At 52.1% G+C, this 26,157-nt stretch carries 28 protein-coding genes, 1 other RNA gene and 1 pseudogene; 15 read left to right on the forward strand and 15 right to left on the reverse strand.

Annotated elements, in window-relative coordinates:
* Window positions 1–49 precede the first annotated feature (49 nt).
* The 9 genes from recO to rpoE form a co-directional block, all read right to left on the reverse strand.
* Complete coding sequence (recO, locus tag AC0T7J_RS07045) at window positions 50–778, reverse strand: DNA repair protein RecO (RefSeq protein WP_473793200.1); 729 nt, start codon at window positions 776–778, stop codon at window positions 50–52.
* A 4-nt stretch (window positions 779–782) separates the two neighbouring features.
* Window positions 783–1,688, reverse strand: a complete 906-nt coding sequence (era, locus tag AC0T7J_RS07050) for a GTPase Era (protein ID WP_010257653.1) — start codon at window positions 1,686–1,688, stop codon at window positions 783–785.
* A 142-nt stretch (window positions 1,689–1,830) separates the two neighbouring features.
* The gene (rnc, locus tag AC0T7J_RS07055) at window positions 1,831–2,511 is read right to left on the reverse strand and encodes a ribonuclease III (protein ID WP_167430204.1); all 681 of its coding nucleotides are present in this window, start codon (window positions 2,509–2,511) and stop codon (window positions 1,831–1,833) included.
* Between the two features lie 131 nt (window positions 2,512–2,642).
* Window positions 2,643–3,617, reverse strand: a complete 975-nt coding sequence (gene lepB / locus AC0T7J_RS07060; protein WP_473793078.1) for a signal peptidase I — start codon at window positions 3,615–3,617, stop codon at window positions 2,643–2,645.
* 9 nt (window positions 3,618–3,626) lie between these two features.
* A complete protein-coding gene (gene lepA, locus AC0T7J_RS07065) occupies window positions 3,627–5,426 on the reverse strand; it encodes a translation elongation factor 4 (RefSeq protein WP_473793080.1) in 1,800 nt (599 codons plus the stop codon).
* Window positions 5,427–5,644: 218 nt separating this feature from the next.
* Window positions 5,645–6,109, reverse strand: a complete 465-nt coding sequence (rseC, locus tag AC0T7J_RS07070) for a SoxR-reducing system protein RseC (protein WP_473793082.1) — start codon at window positions 6,107–6,109, stop codon at window positions 5,645–5,647.
* Window positions 6,106–7,062: a sigma-E factor regulatory protein RseB gene (gene rseB / locus AC0T7J_RS07075; RefSeq protein WP_473793084.1), complete on the reverse strand. Its 957-nt coding sequence runs from the start codon at window positions 7,060–7,062 to the stop codon at window positions 6,106–6,108. Before rseB ends, rseC begins: the two co-directional genes overlap by 4 nt.
* Window positions 7,062–7,715 (reverse strand): anti-sigma-E factor RseA, encoded by a 654-nt coding sequence (gene rseA / locus AC0T7J_RS07080; protein ID WP_473793085.1) that lies wholly within the window; start codon window positions 7,713–7,715, stop codon window positions 7,062–7,064. Before rseA ends, rseB begins: the two co-directional genes overlap by 1 nt.
* A 27-nt stretch (window positions 7,716–7,742) precedes the next feature.
* The gene (gene rpoE / locus AC0T7J_RS07085; RefSeq protein WP_010257669.1) at window positions 7,743–8,321 is read right to left on the reverse strand and encodes an RNA polymerase sigma factor RpoE; all 579 of its coding nucleotides are present in this window, start codon (window positions 8,319–8,321) and stop codon (window positions 7,743–7,745) included.
* Window positions 8,322–8,736: 415 nt separating this feature from the next.
* Here rpoE and nadB point away from each other — a divergent pair, with 415 nt between their 5' ends.
* Window positions 8,737–10,356, forward strand: coding sequence for an L-aspartate oxidase (gene nadB, locus AC0T7J_RS07090; RefSeq protein ID WP_473793202.1), 1,620 nt, complete (start codon window positions 8,737–8,739; stop codon window positions 10,354–10,356).
* On the opposite strand, the gene trmN is transcribed toward nadB, so the two are convergent.
* Window positions 10,341–11,090 carry a tRNA(1)(Val) (adenine(37)-N(6))-methyltransferase TrmN gene (gene trmN / locus AC0T7J_RS07095; RefSeq protein ID WP_061703688.1) on the reverse strand — a complete coding sequence of 250 codons (750 nt, stop codon included), beginning with the start codon at window positions 11,088–11,090 and terminating at the stop codon, window positions 10,341–10,343. The two genes, nadB and trmN, sit on opposite strands and share 16 nt — an antisense overlap.
* Before the next feature lie 165 nt (window positions 11,091–11,255).
* On the opposite strand from trmN, the gene srmB reads away from it, so the two are divergent.
* A complete protein-coding gene (gene srmB, locus AC0T7J_RS07100; RefSeq protein WP_010257676.1) occupies window positions 11,256–12,584 on the forward strand; it encodes an ATP-dependent RNA helicase SrmB in 1,329 nt (442 codons plus the stop codon).
* Window positions 12,585–12,801: 217 nt separating this feature from the next.
* Here srmB and grcA read toward each other — a convergent pair whose 3' ends face one another.
* The gene (gene grcA / locus AC0T7J_RS07105; protein WP_010672180.1) at window positions 12,802–13,185 is read right to left on the reverse strand and encodes an autonomous glycyl radical cofactor GrcA; all 384 of its coding nucleotides are present in this window, start codon (window positions 13,183–13,185) and stop codon (window positions 12,802–12,804) included.
* A 242-nt stretch (window positions 13,186–13,427) separates the two neighbouring features.
* Between grcA and ung the strand changes: the two genes are divergently transcribed.
* Window positions 13,428–14,108: a uracil-DNA glycosylase gene (ung, locus tag AC0T7J_RS07110; RefSeq protein ID WP_010257681.1), complete on the forward strand. Its 681-nt coding sequence runs from the start codon at window positions 13,428–13,430 to the stop codon at window positions 14,106–14,108.
* Between the two features lie 59 nt (window positions 14,109–14,167).
* On the opposite strand, the gene grpE is transcribed toward ung, so the two are convergent.
* Window positions 14,168–14,749 (reverse strand): nucleotide exchange factor GrpE, encoded by a 582-nt coding sequence (gene grpE, locus AC0T7J_RS07115; RefSeq protein WP_010257683.1) that lies wholly within the window; start codon window positions 14,747–14,749, stop codon window positions 14,168–14,170.
* A gap of 122 nt (window positions 14,750–14,871) precedes the next feature.
* Here grpE and nadK point away from each other — a divergent pair, with 122 nt between their 5' ends.
* From nadK to bamE, 3 genes are all read left to right on the forward strand, one after another.
* Window positions 14,872–15,750, forward strand: coding sequence for an NAD(+) kinase (gene nadK / locus AC0T7J_RS07120; RefSeq protein WP_010257685.1), 879 nt, complete (start codon window positions 14,872–14,874; stop codon window positions 15,748–15,750).
* A gap of 84 nt (window positions 15,751–15,834) precedes the next feature.
* On the forward strand, window positions 15,835–17,496 hold the full coding sequence (gene recN / locus AC0T7J_RS07125) for a DNA repair protein RecN (RefSeq protein ID WP_143789985.1): 1,662 nt from the start codon (window positions 15,835–15,837) through the stop codon (window positions 17,494–17,496).
* A 186-nt stretch (window positions 17,497–17,682) separates the two neighbouring features.
* Complete coding sequence (bamE, locus tag AC0T7J_RS07130; protein WP_010672176.1) at window positions 17,683–18,030, forward strand: outer membrane protein assembly factor BamE; 348 nt, start codon at window positions 17,683–17,685, stop codon at window positions 18,028–18,030.
* A 95-nt stretch (window positions 18,031–18,125) separates the two neighbouring features.
* Here bamE and AC0T7J_RS07135 read toward each other — a convergent pair whose 3' ends face one another.
* Both AC0T7J_RS07135 and AC0T7J_RS07140 read right to left on the reverse strand, forming a co-directional pair.
* Window positions 18,126–18,419, reverse strand: a complete 294-nt coding sequence (locus AC0T7J_RS07135) for an RnfH family protein (RefSeq protein ID WP_039389659.1) — start codon at window positions 18,417–18,419, stop codon at window positions 18,126–18,128.
* Entirely contained in the window at window positions 18,412–18,846 is a 435-nt protein-coding gene (locus AC0T7J_RS07140; protein WP_010257692.1) for a type II toxin-antitoxin system RatA family toxin, read from the reverse strand. The genes AC0T7J_RS07135 and AC0T7J_RS07140 overlap by 8 nt, the downstream gene beginning before the upstream one ends.
* A gap of 158 nt (window positions 18,847–19,004) precedes the next feature.
* Between AC0T7J_RS07140 and smpB the strand changes: the two genes are divergently transcribed.
* From smpB to AC0T7J_RS07180, 8 genes and pseudogenes are all read left to right on the forward strand, one after another.
* Entirely contained in the window at window positions 19,005–19,487 is a 483-nt protein-coding gene (gene smpB / locus AC0T7J_RS07145; RefSeq protein ID WP_010257694.1) for an SsrA-binding protein SmpB, read from the forward strand.
* Between the two features lie 43 nt (window positions 19,488–19,530).
* Window positions 19,531–19,892, forward strand: a transfer-messenger RNA (tmRNA) gene (gene ssrA / locus AC0T7J_RS07150).
* A gap of 192 nt (window positions 19,893–20,084) precedes the next feature.
* Window positions 20,085–20,399: pseudogene (locus tag AC0T7J_RS07155) on the forward strand (integrase arm-type DNA-binding domain-containing protein); the annotation flags it as partial.
* Between the two features lie 78 nt (window positions 20,400–20,477).
* Entirely contained in the window at window positions 20,478–20,693 is a 216-nt protein-coding gene (locus tag AC0T7J_RS07160) for a hypothetical protein (RefSeq protein WP_473793091.1), read from the forward strand.
* Between the two features lie 224 nt (window positions 20,694–20,917).
* Window positions 20,918–21,763, forward strand: a complete 846-nt coding sequence (locus AC0T7J_RS07165; protein ID WP_473793092.1) for a YPO3983 family protein — start codon at window positions 20,918–20,920, stop codon at window positions 21,761–21,763.
* Window positions 21,753–22,217, forward strand: a complete 465-nt coding sequence (locus AC0T7J_RS07170) for a DUF943 family protein (protein WP_473793094.1) — start codon at window positions 21,753–21,755, stop codon at window positions 22,215–22,217. The genes AC0T7J_RS07165 and AC0T7J_RS07170 overlap by 11 nt, the downstream gene beginning before the upstream one ends.
* A 161-nt stretch (window positions 22,218–22,378) precedes the next feature.
* The gene (locus tag AC0T7J_RS07175) at window positions 22,379–23,218 is read left to right on the forward strand and encodes a YPO3983 family protein (protein ID WP_473793096.1); all 840 of its coding nucleotides are present in this window, start codon (window positions 22,379–22,381) and stop codon (window positions 23,216–23,218) included.
* Window positions 23,215–23,679: a DUF943 family protein gene (locus AC0T7J_RS07180; protein ID WP_031594139.1), complete on the forward strand. Its 465-nt coding sequence runs from the start codon at window positions 23,215–23,217 to the stop codon at window positions 23,677–23,679. The genes AC0T7J_RS07175 and AC0T7J_RS07180 overlap by 4 nt, the downstream gene beginning before the upstream one ends.
* Before the next feature lie 688 nt (window positions 23,680–24,367).
* Here AC0T7J_RS07180 and AC0T7J_RS07185 read toward each other — a convergent pair.
* Window positions 24,368–24,502: a hypothetical protein gene (locus AC0T7J_RS07185; protein ID WP_264704793.1), complete on the reverse strand. Its 135-nt coding sequence runs from the start codon at window positions 24,500–24,502 to the stop codon at window positions 24,368–24,370.
* A gap of 287 nt (window positions 24,503–24,789) precedes the next feature.
* On the opposite strand from AC0T7J_RS07185, the gene oxlT reads away from it, so the two are divergent.
* The gene (oxlT, locus tag AC0T7J_RS07190; RefSeq protein WP_031594138.1) at window positions 24,790–26,064 is read left to right on the forward strand and encodes an oxalate/formate MFS antiporter; all 1,275 of its coding nucleotides are present in this window, start codon (window positions 24,790–24,792) and stop codon (window positions 26,062–26,064) included.
* Window positions 26,065–26,157 lie beyond the last annotated feature (93 nt).

The raw sequence follows: 26,157 nt of genomic DNA on the forward strand, positions 1-26,157 counted from the left end.
CGTGATGTTGAGTGTACCGCGCAAAGTGAAACAGGCGGTACGACCAGCGCTATTCTTCTGCCTGTTCAGGCTTTTTCTTAGGGATAAACTGGCGGAACAGCTCATGACTTTTCAGTGGCTTGCCACCGAGATAGGGCTTCAGGGCAATACGGGTAAACCGCTTTGCGGCGCGCAGGGTGTCGGCATCGGGAAACTCACGCTCGCACAGGGCATGCAACTCGCGCCCGGTAAAGCTGCGCTGATTAACTACCAGACTGGCAATAAAACCACGCTCTTCACGATAGCTGTACGTCATGTTGTCGCTGACTGGCTCGCCGCTGCCGGCGCAGTGCAGGAAATCGACGCCATACCCCAGGTGACCAAGCAGCGCCAGTTCAAAACGTCGCAGTGCCGGTTCGGGCTTGCCATGCGTTGAAGCTAATGCCTGAAGACAATTGAGATAGTCGAAGAAGAGTTCCGGGAAAGGAGATTCCTGCTGCAATACGCGCGAGACCAGCTCATTGACGTAGAGACCGCAGTAGAGCGTGATGCCGCTGAGCGGTAAAGCCAGCGACACCGCTTCGGCATTGCGCAGGGTTTTGACTTCTCCGCGTCCGCTCCAGCGAACCAGCAGCGGGGTAAAAGGTTGTAACGCGCCTTTCAGGTGCGAGCGCCGCGAACGTGCGCCCTTAGCCAGTACCCGTACCCGCCCTTCGCTTTCGCTGAACAGATCGAGCAGCAGACTGGTTTCGCTGAAGGGACGACTATGCAGCACAAAGGCGCGTTGCCAGCCTTCCATTGAATCAGAGATCGTCTGTATAACCCAGGCTGCGCAGCGCACGTTCGTCATCTGCCCAGCCGGATTTCACTTTCACCCACAGTTCGAGATGCACTTTCGCTTCGAACATCTCTTCCATGTCCCTGCGCGCTTCAGTTCCGATGACTTTGATTTTGGCGCCTTTGTTGCCAATTACCATCTTCTTCTGCCCTTCGCGCTCAACCAGAATCAGACCGTGGATATCGTAACCACCACGCTCGTTGGTCACGAAGCGCTCGATCTCAACCGTAACGGAGTAAGGCAGTTCAGCACCCAGGAAGCGCATCAGTTTTTCACGGATCATCTCTGACGCCATGAAACGCTGTGAACGGTCCGTGATGTAATCTTCCGGGAAGTGATGATCGGCCTGCGGCAGATGCTTGCGGGTAATTGCCGCAATGGTATCGACGTTTTTGCCGCTCTCAGCAGAGATAGGCACGATATCAAGGAAGTTCATCTGCTGGCTCAGGAACTGCAGATGCGGCAGCAGAATGCTTTTATCCTGGATGTTATCGACCTTATTGATCGCCAGCACCACCGGCACTTTGTTGTCACGCAGTTTGCCCAACACCATCTCATCATCGGGCGTCCAGCGAGTGCCTTCAACCACGAAGATCACCAGTTCTACGTCGCCAATGGAACTGCTGGCTGCGCGGTTCATCAGACGGTTAATGGCGCGCTTCTCTTCCATGTGCAGACCGGGGGTATCGACGTAGATCGCCTGATATTCGCCTTCGGTATGAATGCCCATGATGCGGTGGCGCGTGGTTTGCGGCTTACGCGAGGTGATCGACACCTTCTGCCCCAGTAACTGGTTCAGTAAGGTGGATTTACCGACGTTTGGTCGGCCAACAATCGCGACAAAGCCGCAATAAGTAACGTTTTCGCTCATTCGAGTCCTGAATTGTTCAGCGCCTGATGCGGCGCCGAAAGAGTGCTATTTGAGTCATGTGTCATTCAGCGTCATCTGACGCCGGGATAGAATGTCGGGTTAATGGTTCAGTGCCGGTTCCGGTACTGTCATCCCGACAGATCTATTCAAGACCTAATTTTATCAGTGCCTGTTCAGCCGCTGCCTGCTCGGCTTTACGACGGCTGGAGCCGACGCCGACAACCGGCTCGGCCATGCCACTCACCTGACAGTGAATGGTGAATTCCTGATCGTGGGCTTCGCCACGTACCTGTACCACCAGATAACTTGGCAGCGGCAGATGACGTCCCTGCAGATACTCCTGCAGGCGCGTTTTCGGATCTTTTTGTTTGTCGCCAGGGCTGATTTCGTCCAGACGGCTCTGATACCAGTCGAGGATCAGCTGCTCTACCCGCTCAATACTGCTGTCGAGGAAGATACCGCCAATCAGCGCTTCCACCGTATCCGCCAGGATCGATTCACGACGGAAACCGCCGCTTTTCAGCTCACCGGGTCCCAGGCGCAGGCACTCGCCAAGATCAAATTCGCGTGCCATTTCAGCCAGCGTGTTGCCCCGCACCAGCGTGGCGCGCATGCGGCTCATGTCACCTTCATCAACCCGCGGGAAGCGGTGATAAAGGGCATTAGCAATCACATAGCTAAGAATAGAATCGCCAAGAAATTCCAGGCGTTCGTTGTGCTTACTGCTGGCGCTGCGGTGAGTCAGGGCCTGCTGTAACAGTTCCGAATGAGTAAAAGTGTAGCCCAGTTTACGCTGAAGCTTGTTAATCAGGATGGGGTTCATGCGATTCCAGTTCTTTGTTGCGTCTGTGACTCTGCATACCAAACGGGGCTGGTAATCCAACACGTTCCGTTTGGTGTGCAGTGGCCTCCCTGAGGAGGCCACCCGATTTGCCTGTTAATCAGACAATAATGTTAGTGGATACCACCGATGCGACTGAATCGCACGCCGGTTGGCCACTGGCCTTCTTGTTTCTCAAAGCTCATCCAGATAGCGACCGCTTTACCGACCAGATTACGCTCCGGGACAAAGCCCCAGTAGCGGCTGTCGGCGCTGTTATCACGGTTGTCGCCCATCATGAAGTATTGCCCTTTCGGCACGATCCAGCTCGACTGCGGCTGACCCGGCTGCTGATAATACATGCCAGCCTGACTCTGCGCTTCGTTTACCAGCAGAATGTCATGCGTCACGTTACCGATTGTCTCTTTGCGGGTTGCCAGACGCAGGCCACCACGCATGGTATCGCCCTGCGGTACCTGATAAAAACCGTTGCCGGTTTCGTTACCATCAAAGCCACTAAAGGTCTGAATAAAGTTACTTGGCGCAATGTCGGTGTAGGTCACCGCCAGCGCGGTGTCACAGGCTTTATCATCGGCGCAGGTCGGTTTTACCGTCAGCGTTTTGCTGTAAGGATCATAGATGACTTTGTCGCCCGGCAGGCCGATAACACGCTTAATGTAGTCCAGGCTCGGATCTTTCGGATATTTAAATACCGCGATATCTCCACGCTTCGGCTGGCCGGTTGGGATCAGCGTCGTCTGGGTAATCGGATCCTTAATGCCGTAGGCGAACTTCTCCACCAGGATAAAGTCACCAATCAGCAGTGTCGGCATCATCGAGCCAGAGGGAATCTGGAACGGTTCGTAGATAAACGAACGGACGATGAAAACCACGGCGAGCACCGGGAATACCGATGCAGTAGTTTCAACCCAGCCAGGCTGTGAAGAGACCTTCGCCAGCGTTTTGCTGTCGAGCGAGTTACCAGTCTGGGCCTGTGCCGCAGCCTGTTTCGCACGACGCGCAGGTGCCCATTTAAAACGATCAATTACCCAGACGATGCCAGTAATCAGCGTCGCTATCGCCAGAATCAGGGCGAACATATTAGCCATTGGAAATCCTTATTTGCTGTCCTTACCGACATGCAGAATGGCGAGGAACGCTTCCTGTGGCAGCTCAACGTTACCAACCTGCTTCATTCGCTTCTTACCATCTTTCTGTTTCTGCAACAGTTTCTTCTTACGGCTGACGTCACCACCATAACACTTGGCGAGAACGTTTTTACGCAGCTGTTTGACCGTTGAACGCGCGATAATGTGGTTACCGATGGCGGCCTGAATTGCAATATCAAACTGCTGACGCGGAATGAGTTCTTTCATTTTCTCAACCAGATCGCGGCCGCGATAAGGCGCATTGTCGCGGTGGGTAATCAGCGCCAGCGCATCCACACGCTCAGAGTTAATCAGTACGTCAACGCGTACCATGTCTGAAGGCTGGAAACGTTTAAAGTTGTAATCCAGCGAGGCATAGCCGCGCGAGGTTGATTTCAGACGGTCAAAGAAGTCGAGTACCACTTCAGCCATCGGAATTTCGTAAGTCAGCGCAACCTGGTTGCCGTGGTAAACCATGTTGGTCTGCACGCCACGCTTCTCAATACAGAGCGTGATAACGTTGCCCAGATACTCCTGCGGCAGCAGCATGTGACATTCGGCAATAGGTTCACGCAGCTCTTCGATATTGTTCAGTGGCGGCAGCTTGGATGGGCTGTCAACATGAACGATTTCGCCGCTGGTCGTCACGACTTCATACACCACCGTCGGTGCGGTAGTGATCAGATCGAGATCGTATTCGCGCTCCAGACGCTCCTGGATGATCTCCATGTGCAACAGACCAAGGAAGCCGCAGCGGAAACCAAAGCCCAGCGCCGTTGAGCTTTCTGGCTCATAGAACAGCGAGGCGTCGTTCAGGCTCAGCTTACCGAGCGCATCACGGAACGCTTCATAGTCGTCAGAGCTGATAGGGAACAGCCCGGCGTAAACCTGCGGCTTCACTTTTTTAAAGCCTGGCAGCGCTTTGTCTGCCGGGTTACGTGCGGTAGTCAGCGTATCGCCCACGGGTGCGCCGAGGATATCTTTAATGGCGCAGACCAGCCAGCCTACTTCACCGCAGTTCAGCTCATTACGATCAACCCGTTTCGGAGTAAAGATACCCAGTCGGTCAGCGTTATAAACCTGGCCGGTGCTCAGGACTTTGATTTTGTCGCCTTTACGCATAGTGCCGTTTTTCACACGCACCAGCGAAACGACACCCAGGTAGTTATCGAACCAGGAGTCAATAATCAGTGCCTGCAGCGGGCCTTCCGGATCGCCTTGTGGGGGCGGAATGTCGCGCACTAAGCGTTCCAGCACTTCCGGAACGCCGACGCCGGTTTTGGCTGAGCAACGTACTGCGTCAGTCGCATCAATGCCGACGATATCTTCAATTTCCTGCGCAGCGCGATCGGGATCGGCGGCGGGCAGGTCAATTTTGTTCAGAACCGGCACCACTTCCAGATCCATCTCCATCGCGGTGTAGCAGTTCGCCAGTGTCTGCGCTTCAACACCCTGACCAGCATCCACCACCAGCAGCGCGCCTTCGCAGGCGGCCAGTGAGCGGGAAACTTCATAAGAGAAGTCTACGTGGCCTGGAGTGTCGATGAAATTGAGCTGGTAAGTTTGGCCGTCTTTCGCATGGTAATCGAGTGTGACGCTCTGTGCTTTGATGGTGATGCCACGCTCACGCTCCAGATCCATAGAGTCAAGAACCTGAGCAGCCATTTCACGAGCGGTAAGGCCGCCACAAATCTGAATCAGGCGGTCAGAGAGCGTAGATTTGCCATGGTCGATATGAGCGATGATGGAGAAATTTCTTATGTGCTTCATTTATTGGGATATCTTCGCTTAAAATTCAGTTGAAAACCTGAGCACAGACACATTCAGGAAGATCGCTCTTTACCCACAATCCTGTCAGCCTCATTAATGACGACGCATATTACACTGTTAACGCCGCGCATAAAAGAATGGAACGTGGTGGAAGCGAAACAGATATCTGCGCGAGGCAGAACAGACAAAGGCCGCGGGATGCGCGGCCTGGACGTGCGTTACGCTTCGCTTTCAACACGCAGCGCATCGGGAGGCAAGGCGATGTTCAGAATGACCGGCTGAAAGGCTTCACGATCGCCGAATTTCATTGAAACACCTTTGGCGACAATAAAGCCGCCGATGCCGCCAAGCAGCGCACCGCAGGCGGCGGCCAGATCGCTGCTGAACAGCGCCTGAAACATCCCGGCAACCAGGAACAGGCCAAACAGCGGCGTCATGTAGACCAGCAGCGCTGAACCCAGCAGGCTGCTCTCTTTGATACCGAGTTCGATCCGCTGCCCCGGCTGCAGCGGCTTGCTGCTGGCGATTTGCATCACGTGAGCATTCTTCGGACCGAGCTTATTCAGCATGTGGCTGCCACAGCCTTTACGCGCCTGACAGCTGTTGCAGGAGGTTTTAGCTTCGGTGTGCAGCGTGGCGATGCCATCCTGCCATGCCACCACGGTGGCCCATTCTCTCATCATTTTTGTGACCCCAGGTCGATGCTGTCCGCAATACGTTTGGCGGTAGAGGGCGGTAATTCGCCGATCACCGCTATTTCGTTATTATTGCGCACAACGGTCTGGACCGTACGACGCCCAGTGCGCAATGTCTGCGTTGTGCTGGTTTTATCGGCCGGCGTCACGTTGATCGCGAAACTAAACAGGCCATCGCTGTAGAGCTTCGATTCCATATTTTTATTCAGCCCGGGTAGCGTGCGGCGATTCTGCGACACCAGCGACATACCGGCAGGTATCCAGCCCGGCTGCCAGGTGAGCGTGACCGCATCCCCTTTCGGCACGGAAAGCGACGGAGGCAGATTGGCTTTCTCCAGCCCCTGCATCAGATTGCGCACCCCTTCGTCCACCGCAAAACTGATGACGCGGAACTGCTCCAGCGTTTCGCCATCACGATCGAGCAGGTCGATGCGCAGCGGCAGCCTGGTGTCCACATCCAGCCAGACCACATAGCTGTAACGGGTGCCATCGCGTGAAACGATGCGCAACACATCACACATCTGATCGGCAATGCGTGAGCGGCCTACGGTAATAAAATCATAGGCTGTGGCGAGCTTGGTGAAATCAGCAAAAATCACCGACGGCAACGCATCGATAATGTGATTGCCGGGGAGCGAAAAGGGATCGAGGCCGGGTTCGAAGTAACTGATATCGTTGCCGCGCTGGATCACTTCCCGACGTGGCCCGTCCATCTGCAACAGCTGCGCGAATATCCGGTTATCGATTACAGCATGACGATAACGCAGCGATTCGATGCCGATGCGGGAGACGTTGATATAGGCGAATTCGTAATTGAGATTCTGACTTGCCTGCTCCATCTGCTGCAATAGCGCCCCTGACGCAGAAGGTTGCGCCGGGGCGGCAGATGACCACAACAGGCTGCCTGTCAGCAGGCTAACAGCATACCAATGCGGCTTCATTACTGCTGCTGCTGTCCTAATGATTGGTTTCCGGGAACATCAACCTGCGCCTGTTTTGGCGCGTCGGTTTCAAACTGCAGCTGGTCAGCGTGCAGGCGACGTTGCAGTTCGTAATCCTGCAGCATGGCATTCACGCGACGGCGCTGGTCCTGAACCTGCTGATTAGAACTGTTGGTGTCGAATGCATCAGACGGCACCCCCAGGCTCACCGGAGACGCTTTGCCCATCATCGGCATCGTATTGAACACCGGAGAGTCAGAGGTCTGCGTGGCGCTGCCCTCTGGCTGGTTATAGTGCTGAACGCCTACGATCACGGCCAGTGAAACACAGGCAGCGACACCGACCTGGGTCAGTTGCGCAGCCCACGGACGCGCTTTTTTCCAGAACGGCATTTTCTCCCAGCGGGAAGGTTCTGGCTGAGCTTCAGGGATCAGCGTTGTAACTGTACGCAACGGTTCTTTTTCGATGGCAGCAGCGACGCGCGCAGAAATATCAAAATGCATGACATCGCCCACATCACCGCGCAGGGTATCGCGAATGAGATGATAGCTTGCCCAGCTTTTCTGTAATTCTGCGTCCTTAGACAAGGCGGAAAACAGCTCGTTATCTAAGGTCTCACCATCCATTAAAGCGGAAAGTTTTTCTTTCTGCATGCCTATGTACCCTTCCAGTAGCCGTTATCACTGACGTTGGATAAGCGGTTGAACTTTGTTATCAATGGCCTCTCGCGCACGAAAGATACGTGATCGAACAGTGCCTACCGGGCAATCCATAATGACGGCGATCTCTTCATAGCTCAGACCGTCCAGTTCCCTGAGGGTGATTGCCATACGCAAGTCCTCGGGTAGCGCCTCGATGGTACGAAAGACAATTTGTTTCAATTCTTCTGACAACATTAAGTTCTCAGGGTTCGAAATTTCTTTTAATGCACCCGCACTTTCGAAATTTTCTGCGTCAATAGCATCCACATCGCTGGATGGCGGACGACGCCCCTGAGCAACCAGGTAATTTTTCGCTGTATTTACCGCAATGCGGTACAGCCAGGTATAAAACGCGCTATCGCCCCGGAATGAATCCAGCGCGCGATACGCTTTAATAAACGATTCCTGTACTACATCAGGTACGTCGCCCGAGGGAACATAGCGTGAAACCAGGCTCGCCACTTTATGCTGGTAACGGATCACCAGTAAGTTGAAAGCTTTTTGATCTCCCTTCTGTACGCGCTCGACAAGGACCTGGTCCGTCAACTGCTCGCTCATCCGAGGTAATGTCTCCCCAAATTTTTCATACGCATAAAAGTAACTGCCAGCACATCTCATGGTTCTGAGCAAGCATGCGCTTAGAGTTGTGATGTGGTGCGAAGTTCACTTCTCGCCCTGATATTTACCGCTCCGATGGACATTACACAGGTTCTTCGTTTTCGTTCAGTGTAAGGAGCGTAAATCGCAGGCAGAGTAACCTATGACAACAGCTTTTTCATCATTAAATCCTTTAGGTTTAATAAGTTTGATATAAAAAACCACGCCAAAACCAGCCCGCTTTTAACTCACTGATATTAAGTGACTTTGGGAAATCACCACACAAAAATCTGCGCCAGATGTTTAAAATACTTCACAGCAACCCCCATTGCGCTTATGCTCAGGCCTATTCTTGTTTAGTAAATTAAACATTATGATGAATGCGAACCCGGATTATCAGTGTGATGTACTCATTGTGGGCAGCGGTGCTGCTGGCCTGTCGCTGGCGTTGCGGCTGGCAAAACAGTATCAGGTAACCGTTCTCAGTAAAGCGCAGGTCAATGAGGGGTCAACCCTGTATGCCCAGGGCGGTATTGCTGCGGTATTTGATGAGACTGACAGCATCGAGTCGCACATCGAAGATACGCTGATTGCCGGGGCAGGATTATGCGATCGTGAAGCCGTCTCGTTTATCGCCAGTAATGCCCGGCATTGCGTGCAGTGGCTGATCGACAACGGCGTCGCCTTTGATCTCGATCCGCAGGCAGCCGGCGACATGCGTTATCACCTGACGCGGGAAGGCGGGCATAGTCATCGCCGTATCCTGCACAGCGCTGACGCCACCGGCCATGCGGTTGAAACGACGCTGGTAAGCCAGGCGTTGAGCCATCCCAATATACGGATTCTGGAACGCACCAACGCGGTCGATCTGATTCTTTCAGATAAAATCGGCCTGCCAGGCCCACGCCGCGTGGTGGGCGCATGGATCTGGAACCGTAATCGCGAACAGGTGGAAACCTGTCGGGTACGGGCCGTGGTGGTTGCAACTGGCGGTGCCGCCAAAGTCTATCAATATACCACTAACCCCGACATCGCCTCCGGTGACGGCATCGCAATGGCCTGGCGTGCCGGCTGCCGGGTTGCCAATCTGGAATTTAACCAGTTCCACCCGACCTGCCTGTTTCATCCGCAGGCACAGAATTTCCTGTTAACCGAAGCGTTACGCGGAGAAGGTGCCTGGCTGTTGCGTCCCGATGGCAGCCGTTTCATGCCCGATTTCGATGAGCGTGCCGAACTCGCCCCGCGCGATATCGTCGCCCGGGCCATCGATCATGAGATGAAGCGGCTGGGCGTTGACTGTATGTATCTGGATATCAGCCACCAGCCTGAGGAGTTTGTCCGCGCGCACTTCCCGATGATCTATGAGAAGTTGCTGACCTTTGGCTTTGACCTCACCAAAGAACCCATCCCGATTGTACCTGCCGCGCACTACACCTGTGGCGGCGTGGTCGTTGATCAGCATGGCCAGACCGACGTCAGTGGCCTGTATGCCATCGGTGAGGTGAGTTATACCGGCCTGCATGGCGCTAACCGCATGGCATCCAATTCGCTGCTGGAGTGTCTGGTGTATGGCTGGTCCGCCGCAGAGGCGCTGATTCGCACCCTGCCCGCCATCGAAGCCGTTACTGCGCTACCCGCATGGGATGAAAGCCAGGTCGATGACGCCGATGAGCGCGTGGTGATCCAGCATAACTGGCACGAGCTGCGGTTATTCATGTGGGATTACATGGGAATCGTCCGCACGACCCGGCGGCTGGAGCGGGCGCTGCGTCGCATCAACCTGCTTCAGCAGGAGATCGATGAATATTATCGTCATTTCCGCCTCTCCAATAATCTGCTGGAGCTACGGAATCTGGTGCAGGTCGCTGATCTGATGGTGCGCTGTGCGCTGGAGCGAAAAGAGAGTCGCGGCCTGCATTATATCCGCGACTACCCGGATTTACTGCCCGAGGCGCGGCCAACCATCCTGACGCCGCCGGACTACATAAAAAGGTAGAATTCCCGCGTCAGGCTACACCACTCATCAGAATAGCGGGTGTCCGGCGTGCGGATAGCGAGACGCTCCAGCAGAGTTTCCCCGGCCTGCGGCGACAGCCCCAGCAGGACGCGGTGCGGCGGACGATGGGCATATTCCGCCACGTCCAGCCGGAAACGCAGATGCCAGCCATCCGCCTGCGCCAGGGCGATGAATTCCTGGCCGGTCGCGGTGGGCAGCACCACGCAGAACATCCCCTCTTCTTCAATCAGTAATGCAGCACTGCGCAACAGTGTCTGATGATCGAGCGAGGCAGTGGCACGGGCGCTGTCCCGTGCCGCGGTAGAACAGGCCACGCCAGGTGCAAAATAAGGCGGATTGCTGACGATCAGCGAATAACGTTTATCACACTGTTCAGCCCAGTCGGCGATATCACGCTGATGAACCTGAATACGTTCAGGCCACGGCGACTGCTGCACATTCTCCTGTGCCTGAAGCGCGGCTTCCGGTTCTAGCTCAACCGCATCGATGTTGACCGGCGACGGCGTACGCTGCGCCAGCATCAGCGCGATAAGCCCGCTGCCGCTGCCAATATCCAGAATACGTTTTACCCCGGCAACCGGCGCCCAGGCCCCAAGCAGAATGGCATCGGTACCCACTTTCATCGCACAGCGATCGTGCGCAACAAAAAATTGTTTAAAGGTAAAACCGTTCTTGTTTAACTGTGGCCGTTCACGCGGCTTATCCTGCATCATTCGTCACTACCATCGTTTTTTTCCTGCCGTACGGCAGCGCATGAGTGTAACGTGACAACAGAGGGAATTCACGCGGCAGACAACCCCAGGCGCAGCCGAAACGGATTAACAGATGAAGATTCAGTCTGATCTGTCTATAATCAGCGCCCCAAACTGAGGTAGACCATGACAGTAACCACATTTTCCGAACTCGAACTCGACGAAAGCCTGCTACAAGCGTTGCAGGAAAAAGGCTTTACGCGCCCAACAGTGATCCAGGCTGCTGCAATTCCGCCCGCGCTGGAGGGCCGTGACGTTCTGGGTTCGGCACCTACAGGGACCGGGAAAACCGCCGCGTATCTGTTACCGGCGTTGCAGCACCTCCTTGATTTTCCGCGTAAGAAATCTGGCCCGCCACGCATCCTGATTGTGACCCCGACCCGCGAACTGGCGATGCAGGTCGCCGATCATGCGCGTGAGCTGGCGAAACATACCCATCTGGACATCGCCACCATTACTGGCGGCGTGGCCTATATGAACCATGCCGAAGTGTTCAGCGAAAACCAGGACATCGTGGTCGCCACCACCGGCCGTCTGCTGCAGTACATCAAAGAAGAGAACTTTGACTGCCGCGCCGTAGAAACCCTGGTGCTGGATGAAGCGGACCGCATGCTTGATATGGGCTTTGCCCAGGATATCGAAACCATCGCGGCTGAAACACGCTGGCGCAAGCAGACTCTGCTGTTCTCCGCCACGCTGGAAGGCGACAATATCCGTGACTTCGCCGAGCGTCTGCTGAACGATCCGGTTGAGCTGGAAGCGGACCCAAGCCGCCGTGAGCGCAAAAAGATCCAGCAGTGGTATTACCGCGCTGACGATCTGCAGCACAAGACCAAATTACTGATCCATCTGCTGAAACAGCCGGATGTGACGCGCAGCATCGTGTTCGTGCGTAAGCGTGAACGTCTGCATGAGCTGGTGAGCTGGTTGCACGAAGCGGGGATTCGTAGCAGCTATCTTGAAGGCGAAATGGTGCAGGCGAAGCGTAACGAAGCGATTAAACGTCTGAGTGAAGGCCGCGTTAACGTGCTGGTTGCGACGGATATTGCCGCGCGCGGCATTGACGTTGAAGATGTCAGTCACGTCTTCAACTATGACATGACGCGCACCGCGGATACCTATCTGCACCGCATCGGGCGTACCGGTCGTGCAGGCCGTAAAGGCATCGCCATCTCACTGGTTGAAGCGCACGATTTCGTGCTGCTGGGCAAAATCACCCGCTACGTGAACGAGCCGATCAAAGCGCGTGTGATTGATGAGCTGCGTCCTGAGACGCGGGCACCAAGTGCCAAAACGACCGGCAAACCGTCGAAAAAGGTTCTGGCGAAGCGTGCAGAGCAGAAAGCCAGTGAAACAGAAAAACCGCGTGTGAAAAAACGCCATCGTGATGCCAAAAATGTCGGCAAACGCCGCAAGGCAAGCGGCAGTACGCCAGCTAACGAGAATGCGGAATAAATCATCGCAAGCACAAAAAAATCGCCTCACTGGAGGCGATTTTTTTTATCTGATAATCAGTAACAGCCCTTTCACAATCTTTTGTCTGCCAGAGCGCTTTCTTCACGATACTGGCATCAGCGTGCCGGGCAGTTAACTGTTTATCTTATTCATAATATTGATAAAAATTGCTGTGTGCGCTTTGCGCTAATTTTCAGCAGTCGATAACTCAGGCTGCTCAAAGACTTTCAGTAAAGGTACGGGTAATCACGTCGCGCTGCTGCTCAGGCGTCAGTGAGTTAAAACGCACGGCATAGCCTGAAACACGGATAGTCAGCTGCGGATAGTTTTCAGGATGTTTAACTGCATCTTCCAGCGTTTCGCGACGCAGAACGTTGACGTTCAGATGCTGTCCACCTTCAACACGTACCTGAGGTTTGATTTCAACCGGCACTTCACGGTAAGCGAATTCGCCCAGTTCGCTGATGGCGACAACCTGATCTTCTTCGTAGCCCGCTTTTGCACACAGGCAACGCGCTTCGGCTTTCTCTTCGTCCAGCAGCCAGAAGGAGTTCAGTAGTTGTGAATTGTTTGATTGAGTGATCTGGATACCAGTGATCATGATTGCGTCTCCCGGGTAATACGTGGATAAATCAAATTTGAGGCCCCGGTATATCACCTTTGATTTCGGACAGTTTTGACCTGTATCAATATTAATCAGGCATTCCGGCCGCTTTTAAGCTAACCCGTTGATCTCAATACCCCTGCCACCTAAACTTAATTTGTATTATTCAAATTATTTTTGCCTTCAGGTCAGCGGCAGGAACCGCTAAGCTTATGGCACTAACGTTAAGGGAGTTAAACATGGCTGAAAAGCTGACCTGGCACGACGTGCTGGCTGAAGAGAAAGAGAAACCCTATTTTATCGAGACGCTGAAGCAGGTTGCCGATCAACGCGCCGCAGGTGTCACGGTCTATCCGCCGCAGAAAGATGTGTTCAACGCCTTTCGCCTGACGGAACTGGGCGACGTCAACGTCGTGATACTCGGTCAGGATCCCTATCACGGGCCTCATCAGGCACACGGCCTGGCCTTCTCGGTACTGCCCGGCGTCCAGGTGCCGCCCTCTCTGCAGAATATCTATAAAGAGCTGATGCAGGATATTCCAGGTTTTCAGAAGCCTAATCATGGCTTTCTTGAGAGCTGGGCAAAACAGGGCGTGATGTTGCTGAACACCGTGTTGACGGTTGAGGCGGGCAAAGCGCATTCCCATGCGCGATTTGGCTGGGAGACTTTTACGGATAATGTGATTGCGGCGATTAACCAGCACTGTGAAGGGGTGATTTTTCTGCTGTGGGGTTCACATGCGCAGAAGAAAGGCAGCATTATCGATCGCCAGCGCCATCACGTGTTGCAGGCACCGCATCCCTCGCCGCTCTCCGCGCACCGTGGCTTTTTCGGCTGCAAACACTTTTCAACAACCAATGAGCTGCTGAGCGCTGCCGGTAAAAAGCCGGTGGACTGGACGCCGGTTTTACCTGACTGACGCCAGAAAGCACACGGCCGCGTCAGTGCGCGGCCGTGTAACGGGATTCAGGCGTTGAATCAGCTTTTAGCTTTGGAAACCGCAACCATCGCCGGGCGCAGCAGGCGACCATTCAGCGTATAGCCACGCTGCATTACCAGCATGACATGGTTAGGCTCAAACTCTTCAGACTCCATCATCGACATCGCCTGATGCACTTCCGGGTTAAATGGCACGCCGGTTTCGCCGACCACTTCAACACCGAATTTACGCACGGCGCCCAGCAGGCCTTTCAGGGTCAGTTCAATCCCTTCAATCATCGAAGCCAGCTGTGGGTCCTCTTTGTTCGCTACTTCCAGCGCACGTTCGAGGCTGTCGATCACCGGCAGCAGTTCGTTGGCAAACTTCTCAAGCGCAAATTTGTGCGCCTTCTCAACGTCCATCTCGGCACGACGACGAATGTTCTCAATCTCTGCCTGCGCACGCAGCTGGGCATCGCGCACACCGGTCTGTGACTGCGCTAATTCAGCTTCGAGCTGAGCAATACGCTCATCACGCGGATCCACCTCTGCCGCTGTCTCCGCTTCCTGAGGTTGCTGCTGATCCTGCTGAATTTCGTCTGAGACTTGCTCGTTTGGGGTGTTCTGTTCTTTACTACTCATGAATTTCTCCGCGTTTTGCACATTCATTTCGCTGGTTGGCTTATTATGGGGATTGGTATGACGGATTCAAGGGAACCTATCACATTGCCTTACCGTTTTGGCTTATAAGGAACACCGACCAGATGAACAAACACTTTAACTGCATTGGTATTGTGGGTCATCCGCGCCATCCCACCGCGTTAACCACGCATGAGATGCTCTGGCGCTGGCTGACAGCCAAAGGTTATCAAGTGATCGTTGAGAAGCAAATTGCGCAGGAGCTGTCGCTTCACGACGTGCAGACGGGCACGCTGGCGGAGATTGGTCAGCAGGCCGATTTAGCGGTCGTGGTGGGCGGTGATGGCAATATGCTGGGCGCAGCGCGGGTACTGGCGCGCTACGACATTAAAGTGATTGGGATTAACCGCGGTAATCTCGGCTTTCTTACCGACCTTGACCCGGACAATGCGCAGCAACAGCTGGATGAGGTGCTGCAGGGCAACTATTTCGTCGAGAGCCGCTTTCTGCTGGAAGCGCAGGTGTGCAAATCTGACTGCTCGCCGCGTATTGGCTCCGCTATCAATGAAGTGGTGCTGCATCCCGGCAAAGTCGCGCACATGATCGAATTTGAAGTCTATATCGATGAAGTGTTCGCCTTCTCCCAGCGATCGGATGGGCTGATTATTTCGACACCCACCGGCTCGACCGCCTATTCGCTCTCTGCGGGCGGCCCGATTCTGACGCCGTCACTCGAAGCGATTGTGCTGGTGCCGATGTTCCCGCATACGCTGTCAGCGCGGCCACTGGTCATCAACAGCAGCAGTACCATCCGTTTGCGCTTTTCCTCGCGCCGCAGCGATCTGGAAATCAGCTGTGACAGCCAGATTGCGCTGCCGATTCAGGAAGGCGAGGATGTACTGATTCGACGCAGCGCCAACCACCTGAACCTGATTCACCCCAAAAACTACAGCTATTTCAATACACTGAGTTCAAAACTGGGCTGGTCAAAAAAATTGTTCTGAAATGCGGCCTCCCCTCTTTACTGGATAAAAAACCAGTTTATACTGTATGAAAAACCATATGTGTTTATTCATACAGGTGAACCTATGCTGGCCCAACTGACCATCAGTAATTTCGCTATCGTTCGTGAGCTCGACATTGATTTTCAACGCGGCATGACAGCAATCACTGGTGAGACCGGTGCCGGTAAGTCAATCGCGATTGATGCGCTGGGGTTATGTCTGGGTGGTCGTGCTGATGCCGACATGGTGCGTCAGGGCGCCAGCCGGGCCGACCTCTGTGCCCGCTTCCAGCTTAAGTCCTCCCCTTCTGCTCAGCGCTGGCTGATTGATAATCATCTGGACGATGGCAACGAATGTCTGCTGCGCCGGGTTATCAGCGCTGACGGACGTTCCCGCGGCTTTATCAATGGCACGGCAGTGCCGCTCTCTCAGCTGCGCGATCTCGGCCAGTTGCTGATTCAGATTCACGGCCAGCATGCCCATCAGCTTCTGCTCAAACCAGACCACCAGAAACATCTGCTGGATGCCTATGCGGGTCACGACGATCTGCTGCAGCAAATGCGCGCCAGCTATCAGACCTGGCATCAGAGCTGCCGCACCCTGGCGCTGCATCAGCAGCAGGCGCAGGAGCGCGAATCACGCCGCGAGCTGTTGCAGTATCAGCTGAAAGAGCTGAACGACTTCGCTCCGCAGCAGGGGGAATATGAGCAGATCGACGAAGAGTATAAGCGTCTGGCCAACAGCGGACAGCTGCTGTCAACCAGCCAGCAGGCACTGCAACTGTTAGCTGACAGCGATGACAATAATCTCAACAGCCTGCTCTACAGCGCGCGTGAGATGATTTCAGAACTGACCTCGCTGGATGAGAAGCTGAACGGCGTTCACAACCTGCTGGAAGAGGCGGCGATTCAGCTAAGCGAAGCCAGCGATGAGCTGCGCCACTACTGCGACAGCCTCGATCTGGATCCAAACCGCCTGTATGAACTGGAACAGCGTATTTCGCGCCAGATCGCCTTAGCCCGTAAGCATCACGTCACCCCTGAAGGGCTGCCTGAACTGCATCAGCAACTGCTGGCAGAAGCGGAACTGCTGTCTCAGCATGAGAGCGATCAGGAGAGCCTGCAATTACTGGTGGGTGAACACTATCAGGCGGCGCTGCACAGCGCAGAGCAGCTGCATCAGCAGCGCAGCCACTATGCCGATGAGTTGCAGCTGCTGATTACTCAGAGTATGCATCTGCTCTCAATGCCGCATGGCCAGTTTAAAATCGCGCTGACCTTTAATCCGGATCAGCTGACTGCAGACGGTGCGAGCCGCGTTGATTTCCAGGTGACGACAAACCCAGGTCAGCCACTGCAGCCGCTGGGCAAAGTCGCTTCGGGCGGTGAGCTTTCACGTATCGCCCTGGCGATTCAGGTCATCACCGCGAAGAAAATGGAAACGCCGGCGATGATTTTCGATGAAGTGGATGTCGGGATCAGCGGCCCGACTGCCGCCGTAGTGGGTAAACTGTTGCGTCAGCTGGGCGAATCGACCCAGGTGATGTGCGTAACCCACCTGCCGCAGGTTGCCGGTTGTGGTCATCAGCATTTTTATGTCAGTAAAGAGACCGATGGTGCGATGACCGAGACCCATATGCAGCCGCTGGACAAGCGTGCACGTCTGCAGGAACTGGCACGACTGCTGGGTGGCAGCGAGGTCACACGCAACACCCTGGCCAACGCAAAAGAACTTTTAGCCGCATAGCAGCGCACTTTTTTAACCGGCTGGGGTCATAAGCTTGCTCTGTAGAGGTTTCCAATAGCGAAAAGGTTTATTATCATCGGCACTTATGTCGCCAAAGTAATAAAGCCTGCCGCAGGCAGAGTTCAGATTTTGATGGCAAGAAAACCGCCTGTAAAAGGCGTTTGGCCCCGGAAAAGGAATGTATAGATGCGCTGTAAAACGCTGACTGCCGCGGCAGTAGTAATGTTGATGATGACCGCCGGATGTTCCACCTTAGAGCGCGTGGTTTATCGTCCTGATATCAACCAGGGTAACTATCTGGTAGCCAACGACGTAGCCAAGATCCATACCGGCATGACCCAGCAACAGGTGGCTTACACGCTCGGTACGCCGATGATGAAAGACCCGTTTGGCAGCAACGTATGGTATTACGTTTTCCGTCAGGAGCCAGGTCATGAGCGCGTGAAGCAGCAGACGCTGACGCTGAACTTTGATGGCAACGGTGTTCTGACTAACATCGACAATAAGCAGAATCTGGCCAGGAACAGCGACTGACTGAACGTAAGACTGTTTAAACGACAGACAGCAAAAAGGCGCACTGAGCGCCTTTTTTTATGCCCGCTATCTACTGAGCCTGACAGGATGGCGACTTATTTTTTGCTTTCTGCCGCTCGCTCTGCGCGCTGACGGCGCAACTCTTTGGGATCGGCAATCAGCGGACGATAGATCTCAATACGATCGCCCTCATTAACCTCATCACCCAGCTTCACTGGCCGACTGTAGATGCCGACTTTGTTACTGCTGAGGTCAATCTCACGACGTAATTCCAGTAGCCCTGACTTGTGGATGGCCTGCTCTACCGTGCTGCCCTGCTCAACTTTCACGTAAAGCTGATACTGTTTTTCAGGTAAGGCGTAGACCACCTCAACGGAGATCTCAGGCACTGTAGACCTCTTTGGCACGCTGAGTGAAAGCCTGCACCATGCTGTTAGCAAGCTCTTTGAAGATACGACCAAAGGCCATCTCTACCAGCATGTTGGTGAATTCAAACTCCAGGCTTAATTCAACCTTGCAGGCGTCATCGCCCAGCGAGACGAACTTCCAGCCGCCGGTCAGCTTGCGGAACGGTCCATCAACCAGTTGCATATGGATGCTCTGGTTATCTGTCAGGGTATTGCGGGTGGTAAATGTCTTGCTGATGCCCGCTTTCGACACATCCACGGACGCAGTCATCTGATTATCTGACGCATCCAGCACGCGGCTTCCGGTGCAACCCGGCAGGAATTGCGGATAGGCATCCACATCATTTACAAGTTTGTACATCTGCCCGGCACTAAACGGGACCAGCGCCGAACGACTAATCTGAGCCATAATGGTTCCTGTTCATCACGAAACCGCTGAATAATAGCATTTTCAGCGATTAAACAAAAATGTCCCCGAGTGAGGGTGTGCTAGAATATCCCGTTTCCTGCCGCCCCGCTGGACTGGGGATGCGATAACCGACTAAGTGATGTAAAATACGCCGCACTATGACAAAGAAAAAAGCACACAAACCCGGTTCTGCCACTGTTGCCATGAACAAACGCGCCCGTCACGAGTACTTCATTGAAGAGGAGTACGAAGCGGGATTGTCGTTACAAGGATGGGAAGTTAAGTCACTTCGTGCTGGTAAAGCCAACATCAGCGACAGCTATATTCTGCTGCGCGATGGCGAAGCCTTTCTGTTCGGTTCAACCTTTCAACCCTTAGCCGTTGCCTCCAGTCACGTGGTCTGTGACCCGACGCGCAGCCGTAAGCTGCTACTGAAGCAACGTGAACTCGACTCACTGTATGGCCGCGTCAACCGCGAAGGCTACACCATCGTGGCGCTGTCGCTGTACTGGAAGAACGCCTGGTGCAAACTGAAGATTGGTGTTGCACGCGGTAAAAAAGAGCACGACAAGCGCGATGATATCAAAGACCGCGAATGGCAATTAGACAAAGCACGTATCATGAAGAATTCAAAGCGTTAAGTACTGGATTTTGAGTTGTTTTGTTGCTAGTATTTGAAGTTCTGGGGCTGATTCTGGACTCGACGGGATTGTGAAGCCTTAGGAGCATGCCGAGGGGCGGTTTGCCTCGTAAAAAGCCGCAAAAAAATAGTCGCAAACGACGAAAACTACGCACTAGCAGCTTAATAACCTGCTTAGAGCCTTCTCTCCCTAGCTTCCGCTCTTAAGACGGGGATCAAGAGAAGTCAAACCCAAAAGAGATCGCGTGGATGCCTTGCCTGGGGTTGAAGCGTTAAATCCAATCAGGCTAGTCTGTTAGTGGCGTGTCTGTTCGCAGCTAACCGGTGAATGTAAAAACTGACTAAGCATGTAGTGCCGACGGTGTAGTAATTTCGGACGCGGGTTCAACTCCCGCCAGCTCCACCAAAATTCTTGGTTGATGGTTACCAGAACCATCATCGAAGTCCTGAGAGCCCGCAAGGTGAAAGCCTTGCGGGCTTTTTTGTGTTTGTGATTAGCCGGGATGATTCGCCTGAATCTGGTGATAGTGGGTACACGTTTAAGTACACGCCGTAATGTCGGCCAAAAACGTGTACCAATTATGGACGGAAACCAGTCATGGCGCGGATGACTCGCCCCCTCACCAATAACGAAATCCTCAAAGCTAAGCCTCAAGAGAAAGATTTTACGCTGCATGATGGCGATGGAGTTTTTCCTGCTCGTCAAAACCTCAGGTAAAAAGCTGTGGCGTTTTCGCTACCAGCGGCCAAATAGCAGTAGCCGCACAAATCTCAGCCTAGGCTCTTACCCTGCCCTGACGCTCGCCAAATGCGTGACCAATATCTGTCTCTGCTTGCGCAAGGGATTGACCCGCAGAAGCAACAAGAGGAAGTATCAGAGCAACGGCAAATTGAGCTGGATAGTATTTTTTCACAATAAAGTGGTGGGGATCGACCTGAAAGGCTTTAGTGAAATCGGTAAAGCTGGCAGAAGGTGAGAGACTGGTTCGGCATGGGTGAGGACGAAATAGCGAAGGCCGAAAGCGAAGCAAAACCCGTTACGCCAGCGTCACCAGCGCAGGATATGACGTATGACGGTCAGGTGCAGTTACAGGCAGCTGCCAGCAATCCGATTGTCTTAATGACCAGCAACGCTATCAGCAATTCATGCCGGCAGGTTTCACAGCTTACAGATGTGCTCATTGACAACATCGAGCTCCAGACATAAGCCACCGTTGCGAAAGGTATTGCGCAGGAGATCTCCGGAAGCCTTAAAGATTCTACGTAGCATTTTAATGATGAATGATTAGCGTAGAGCGTCCAATATCCTCCCAGCCCGGAATCCGCAAAAAATTACGGGCAGGATTACTGCATGATTTACACTCCCGCCAGTCTCCGCGTATTATTCCTTGTGAAGACTTCAAAGGACGATGACACAAGGAATGTATCAAGATGACCGCCCTACAGTTTCCCTGTACTATTTTTCAAACGCAAAACAGGATGGACGACAACAGCGCTAAAGATATGTGCTGCGGCGATTTATCAGAATCACAGTTAAAAACGCATTTTCATTTGCTGGATGTTTCCACCAAAGCCAACCCTTACCACCTGACGAAAATAACCCCATTTACTCAGCCACAGTCTATGTTTTATGGCTTCCGTGGAGAAGGGGAAAAGATCACCCGGCAGCAATGTGCCAATATCTTGTTTGATGAATTCCGCGATTTATCGCGCCTGTTCTCGATTTATGGCCCCTACAAGCACCTGATCGAAAAGATGATCACTCATATGCAGTACGGTAATGGCAAACCGTTCACCAGTATGCACCTGGACGGTGCTTTGAAGGAGCATATTCTCAGAGAGAATTCGACAGAGAACAGTACGCGCTTGCGGTTAGAGAAAACATTTAATGCTTTTATTGACTGGGATAATAAAAATTACCCCATAAAAAATAAAGATGAACTACGTAAAGCAATAGCATTCGGGAAACTCCCCAAATTCAACAGGTTTCAGGATAATTATAACGGCATGGGGATTACTGTACACGATACCTGGGCAACGCATATCACCATAAAATCGCTACAGGTTGATAATGACCGTTACCGGGCGGTGGTGCATTACAATGTCCAGGATCACTTTGGCCTTGATGTTGACGATATTTCAAAATTCAAGTTCAGCCAGTTCCGCTTTTTCCGTATCTGGTTTGTGTTACAGCGATACAACCAGTTTGGTTTCAAGCCATTCATGACAAATATTGAAGCCAAAATTGAAATCACCGGGGAACGCAATGAAAGCTAACCTCAAAAAAATTCTACTTGCGCTATCGTTCTCCGTTAGCTTGCTACTGACATGTGTACTCTGGCTGTCGCTGCGAACGGTAGAAATTGTTGCCGTTCATAAAGACGGTAACTACAGCTCAGTTTTAGTAAAAAACTTCCCGATTACGGACAAGGGGAAAATCGACTGGTGGCTGAAAAACAAGGATATGCTTAAAAAAGAATATGACGTTCCCGCCCCAGATAATGATGGCTTTTTCGAAGTTATTTTCTGGGATTTCGGCGAAGGTTATAAAGAAACTGATGGCTATGACAATTTATGTTTTAGCGACATGAAGCCGCCGAGAAATTGCATAGAGAAAGATAAGGTTTTCACTGTATGGAACGACAGAGGTAAACATATATTTTTTGGCGTTCATGATGGATTCTATCGTACAAAGGAAAATGGTGAAATGATGAAGATTAAAGATGAATAAATCTGCGCCCCTCACTTAGAGACAGCAATAAATCCATCCCCCTGCAAGGAATCCGCAAAAAGTTACGGGCAGGATTACTGCATGATTTACACTACCGCCAGTCTCCGCGTATTATTCTTTGTGAAGACTTCAGCGGACCATGACACAAGGAATGTATCAAGATGACCGCCCTACAGTTTCTCTGTACTATTTTTCAAACGCAAAACCGGATGGACGACAACAGCGCTAAAGATATGTGCTGCGGCGATTTATCAGAATCACAGTTAAAAACGCATTTTCATTTGCTGGATGTTTCCACCAGAGCCAGCCCTTACCACCTGACGAAAATAACTCCATTTACTCAGCCACAGTCTATGTTTTATGGCTTCCGTGGAGAAGAGGAAAAGATCACCCGGCAGCAATGTGCCAATATCTTGTTTGATGAATTCCGCGATTTATCGCGCCTGTTCTCGATTTATGGCCCCTACAAACACCTGATCGAAAAGATGATCACTCATATGCAGTACGGTAATGGCAAACCGTTCACCAGTATGCACCTGGACGGTGCTTTGAAGGAGCATATTCTCAGAGAGAATTCGACAGAGAACAGTACGCGCTTGCGGTTAGAGAAAGCATTTAATACTTTTATAGACTGGGAAAATAAATGTTATCCAGCAAAAGAAAAAGACAAATTAAGAAAAGTCATCCTGGATAGTAAATTGCCTAAATTCGACCGATTTCAGGATAATTTTAACGGGATGGGTATTACCGTTCACGACACATGGGCAACGCATATCACCATAAAATCGCTACAGGTTGATAATGACCGTTACCGGGCGGAGGTGCATTACAATGTCCAGGATCACTTTGGCCTTGATGTTGACGATATTTCAAAATTCAAGTTCAGCCAGTTCCGCTTTTTCCGTATCTGGTTTGTGTTACAGCGATACAATCAGTTTGGTTTTAAGCCCTTTATGACCAACATGGAAGCTGCCATAGAAATTACTGGAGACCGAAAGTGAGAGTGAAAAATAAGAAAACTATTGCCTTGCTCACCTTGGCTGTCTGCGTATTGTTTGGTTACTGGCTTTGGCTATCACTGCGTCCGGTGAAGATTGTGGCAGTACATAAAGATGGAGAGTTTAGCTCAGTCTTGGTAAGAAACTTCCCCTTTACTGACAGGGGCAAAATTAGCTGGTGGCTGAAAAACAAGGACATATTGAAAGAAAAATATAATATTCCGCAACCTGAAAAAAATGGTTTTTACTCTATAGTCTTCTGGGATTTTGGAGATGGCTACAAAGAGCGAGATAAATACGATAGGCGGTGCTTTGAGGATATGCAACCACCGTTAAATTGCATTGATAAGAACAGAATTTTTTCCATATGGAATACCCAAAATAATAATATTTCATTCGGCGTTGACGATGGCGAATACACCATTAATGAAAACGGTTTAATAGAAAGAAATGAATCAAAGTAACAGTATAACTTACTACCCCATGCCCGTAATGTAGTAAAATCCCCAACAGGCTATCTCCACGGAGAGAAAAGCGGCAACGCCTTACCGCCTGCCTCAATTTCCTTTCAGTAAAATTACTCGCCTTAACTTTTAGACTTGACGCCGCTCACTCCCCGGTGTAACCGCGCACGCACGCTTTATGGGCATGGGCATGGCAAAAATGTTGAGAATCGTTGAGGTGCAAAAAGCACTTATCAAAATGTGAAGTTTGAGCATTACCGGGGAGGGGTAATTTCTATCTTGCCAATTTTTCGGACGGCGTTCGATTATGGTATGCAAAAACACGAGGCAAAACGTAGCGCCCGAATTTTTTCATACCGACCCACCACGCCATACCTCAAGCTTTACCCAACAAACGGTAAATTATGGATAGCGTTGTCCATATATGAACATGCACAGAGAGGAAGTATCTATACAATAAATATAATTATTTTTAATATTATATATGGACAGTGAACAGGCTGGACACGCAAAAGCATATTAGCTTCCCGTGTTATACTTAGCGAAGTGTAGTTAACCCCTCCCCGGTAATGTACAATTTTCCAACAAAACATTCTGGTAGTACGTTTGGTAGTCAGAACCTGAAAAGCTAAATAGCTTTACTTTTATAATCAGTCCACTACAAGACAGGTTCAACTCCCGCCAGCCACTAAATTCCTGGTTGATGGTTACCAGAACCATCATCGAAGTCCTGAGAGCCTGCAAGGTGAAAGCCTTGCGGGCTTTTTTGTACCCCCAATCCGAGAATTTCAGGCACCTGGTCAACTTTTTCGACAAACGTCATTAGTGCATCATCCCGGAAATCAAAATGTACCTGATTGCTTTCGGGCCATCAAACCTCTTCCGACGCACCATCTCAGCGCACTGATTTTTTGCAGCCCATAACATTTACTCCCCCCGCCATTCCATTACCATTTGAATTTAATGTCTTTTTTAAACTGGCACACATCCTGCTTATGGCTTCACGTATACATCTGCGTGTCAGGATGAAGGTTTCGGGGATGGAGCATTAGCAGGTAATGCGACAAAAAAGTGGTTAAGCAGAGCAAAGCGTAATTTAGGAGACAGACAATGGCCTCGATGAGCGAACCGGTGGTAATAGCGAAACACAGCAAGTGGGTACAGCTTCTGCTTGGATTACTTTGCATGGCGTCAATTTCCAGTCCGCAGTATGTCTGGACGCTGTTAACCAAACCTATGATTGCTAAACTCGGCGTCGGGCTGGCGGAACTGCAGGTAACGTTCTCGCTGCTGATTATTCTGCAGACATTTTTCTCACCCTTCCAGGGTCGACTGGTAGAGCGTTTTGGTCCACGTCTGCTGATCTCTATCGGTACACTAATGGCAGGTTTTAGCTGGGTAATCGCCGCCCGGGTCAATAGCCTGACTTCACTGTATCTGGTCTATGGCTGCCTTGGCGGACTGGGTACGGGTATTGTTTATATCGGCGTGGTGGGACTGGTAATGAAGTGGTTTCCACAGCAGCGCGGTTTTGCCGCCGGAACCGTGGCGGCGGGCTACGGCATGGGGGCAATTTTTACCACCTTCCCGATTTCCATTTCTCTAAACAGCTACGGGCTGGAACAGACAATGACCATATTTGGCCTGCTCTTTGCCGCCGTGGGTCTTCTCGCCAGTCAAAGCCTGAGACTGCCTGAAACCAGCATGACGATGTCGGTCAGCAAAATACCGTCGCCTGTGCCGGACCAGCGCCAGTTCAGGTCCGGGGAAATGCTGCGCCAGCCACTGTTCTGGCTGATGTTCATCATGATGACCATGATGTCGACATCGGGACTGATGGTAACCTCGCAGATGGCGATTTTTGCCGAAGACTTCGGCATCAGCAAGGCGGTAATTTTCGGTATGGCCGCGCTGCCCCTGGCGCTGACTATCGACCGTTTCACTAACGGTTTAACACGCCCACTGTTTGGTTTTATTTCTGACCGCTACGGCCGCGAAAATACTATGTTTGTTGCCTTCGCGCTGGAAGGTGTTGCGATGACGCTGTGGCTTGCCTGCCGCGAAGATCCGTTGCTATTCGTACTGCTTTCAGGCGTAGTGTTCTTTGGCTGGGGTGAAATCTTCTCGCTGTTCCCATCCACACTGACCGACACCTTTGGCAGTGAAAATGCTTCAGCGAACTATGGTTGGTTGTATATTTCACAGGGTATCGGCGCAATCTTTGGCGGTCCGCTGGCGGCACTGATGTATCAGCACACCCATAACTGGCACCTGGTCTTTGGCTGCGCTATTACCTTCGACTTTATCACCGCCGGTCTGGCGTTATGGGTGCTCAAGCCCTGGCGTACGCGATTCTTGCACGCGCAAAATAATCTTTCACACTGATTATCGGGTTGTGAACAAAGCTCGTAAAACAGCTTCCCCACTTCGTGCAGTGCCAGTGAAAATATCCCGTCAGTCAGACTGCGGACACAGAAA

The sequence above is a fragment of the Pantoea sp. E956-1 genome (assembly GCF_982223955.1).

Coding starts and splice junctions, on each gene's coding strand:
- recO (WP_473793200.1), bottom strand. CDS start 778: ATGGAAGGCTGGCAACGCGCCTTTGTGCTGCATAGTCGTCCCTTCAGC.
- era (WP_010257653.1), bottom strand. CDS start 1,688: ATGAGCGAAAACGTTACTTATTGCGGCTTTGTCGCGATTGTTGGCCGA.
- rnc (WP_167430204.1), bottom strand. CDS start 2,511: ATGAACCCCATCCTGATTAACAAGCTTCAGCGTAAACTGGGCTACACT.
- lepB (WP_473793078.1), bottom strand. CDS start 3,617: ATGGCTAATATGTTCGCCCTGATTCTGGCGATAGCGACGCTGATTACT.
- lepA (WP_473793080.1), bottom strand. CDS start 5,426: ATGAAGCACATAAGAAATTTCTCCATCATCGCTCATATCGACCATGGC.
- rseC (WP_473793082.1), bottom strand. CDS start 6,109: ATGATGAGAGAATGGGCCACCGTGGTGGCATGGCAGGATGGCATCGCC.
- rseB (WP_473793084.1), bottom strand. CDS start 7,062: ATGAAGCCGCATTGGTATGCTGTTAGCCTGCTGACAGGCAGCCTGTTG.
- rseA (WP_473793085.1), bottom strand. CDS start 7,715: ATGCAGAAAGAAAAACTTTCCGCTTTAATGGATGGTGAGACCTTAGAT.
- rpoE (WP_010257669.1), bottom strand. CDS start 8,321: ATGAGCGAGCAGTTGACGGACCAGGTCCTTGTCGAGCGCGTACAGAAG.
- nadB (WP_473793202.1), top strand. CDS start 8,737: ATGAATGCGAACCCGGATTATCAGTGTGATGTACTCATTGTGGGCAGC.
- trmN (WP_061703688.1), bottom strand. CDS start 11,090: ATGATGCAGGATAAGCCGCGTGAACGGCCACAGTTAAACAAGAACGGT.
- srmB (WP_010257676.1), top strand. CDS start 11,256: ATGACAGTAACCACATTTTCCGAACTCGAACTCGACGAAAGCCTGCTA.
- grcA (WP_010672180.1), bottom strand. CDS start 13,185: ATGATCACTGGTATCCAGATCACTCAATCAAACAATTCACAACTACTG.
- ung (WP_010257681.1), top strand. CDS start 13,428: ATGGCTGAAAAGCTGACCTGGCACGACGTGCTGGCTGAAGAGAAAGAG.
- grpE (WP_010257683.1), bottom strand. CDS start 14,749: ATGAGTAGTAAAGAACAGAACACCCCAAACGAGCAAGTCTCAGACGAA.
- nadK (WP_010257685.1), top strand. CDS start 14,872: ATGAACAAACACTTTAACTGCATTGGTATTGTGGGTCATCCGCGCCAT.
- recN (WP_143789985.1), top strand. CDS start 15,835: ATGCTGGCCCAACTGACCATCAGTAATTTCGCTATCGTTCGTGAGCTC.
- bamE (WP_010672176.1), top strand. CDS start 17,683: ATGCGCTGTAAAACGCTGACTGCCGCGGCAGTAGTAATGTTGATGATG.
- AC0T7J_RS07140 (WP_010257692.1), bottom strand. CDS start 18,846: ATGGCTCAGATTAGTCGTTCGGCGCTGGTCCCGTTTAGTGCCGGGCAG.
- smpB (WP_010257694.1), top strand. CDS start 19,005: ATGACAAAGAAAAAAGCACACAAACCCGGTTCTGCCACTGTTGCCATG.
- AC0T7J_RS07160 (WP_473793091.1), top strand. CDS start 20,478: ATGGGTGAGGACGAAATAGCGAAGGCCGAAAGCGAAGCAAAACCCGTT.
- AC0T7J_RS07165 (WP_473793092.1), top strand. CDS start 20,918: ATGACCGCCCTACAGTTTCCCTGTACTATTTTTCAAACGCAAAACAGG.
- AC0T7J_RS07170 (WP_473793094.1), top strand. CDS start 21,753: ATGAAAGCTAACCTCAAAAAAATTCTACTTGCGCTATCGTTCTCCGTT.
- AC0T7J_RS07175 (WP_473793096.1), top strand. CDS start 22,379: ATGACCGCCCTACAGTTTCTCTGTACTATTTTTCAAACGCAAAACCGG.
- AC0T7J_RS07185 (WP_264704793.1), bottom strand. CDS start 24,502: ATGACGTTTGTCGAAAAAGTTGACCAGGTGCCTGAAATTCTCGGATTG.
- oxlT (WP_031594138.1), top strand. CDS start 24,790: ATGGCCTCGATGAGCGAACCGGTGGTAATAGCGAAACACAGCAAGTGG.